Below are 509 nucleotides of genomic sequence, written 5' to 3'. Positions count from 1 at the left end.
GGGACTGAATCTCATATATTTTGTATAGGATCGGATCTCATAAAATTTTCTTCTCATGACCGGCACGTCGCTTGGATCCAGTCAGATCTGCCCCTGATTTTATAATAAAAGTGGACTGATTTTATAAAAAATTAAAAATTAAATTATTAAAAGCAAAAACTTTTAAAGCTAAAAAACGTACCGATTATTTGCTGATAAAAAACATGGAATCCAGATTAAAAAAAATTTTACACATTATTTATAAATTCCATGTAGCTAACAAAAAAATTTTATTTATTGGAACTCCCCTGAAATTGAATTATAAAATCAAGCAGCTTTTAACAAACAAAAAGCATAGCTTTATTCCTGAATCTATATGGATGAACGGAATTATTACCAACTCAAAGTCATTATTTAAATATTTAACAATAGAAGATCTCATCAACAAAGACCTAGACAAAAACTTAAAATTTTTATTTCATTTAAAAAAACAAGCAAATTTAATTGTTGTATTAAATGAAAGTTCGAAT

1 protein-coding gene is annotated in these 509 nt (G+C 26.3%); it reads left to right on the top strand.

Annotated features, from left to right (window positions below; genetic code table 11):
- Positions 1-137 precede the first annotated feature (137 nt).
- Positions 138-509: 30S ribosomal protein S2 (locus tag ACQY5W_RS13670; protein WP_428025518.1), on the top strand; the 372-nt coding region annotated here is incomplete at its 3' end.

Source organism: Arcobacter sp. (assembly GCF_050300555.1).
Classification (GTDB): Bacteria; Campylobacterota; Campylobacteria; order Campylobacterales; family Arcobacteraceae; genus Arcobacter.
Note: the sequence above shows the minus strand (reverse complement) of the source record. Positions and strands in the feature narration are given on the sequence as shown.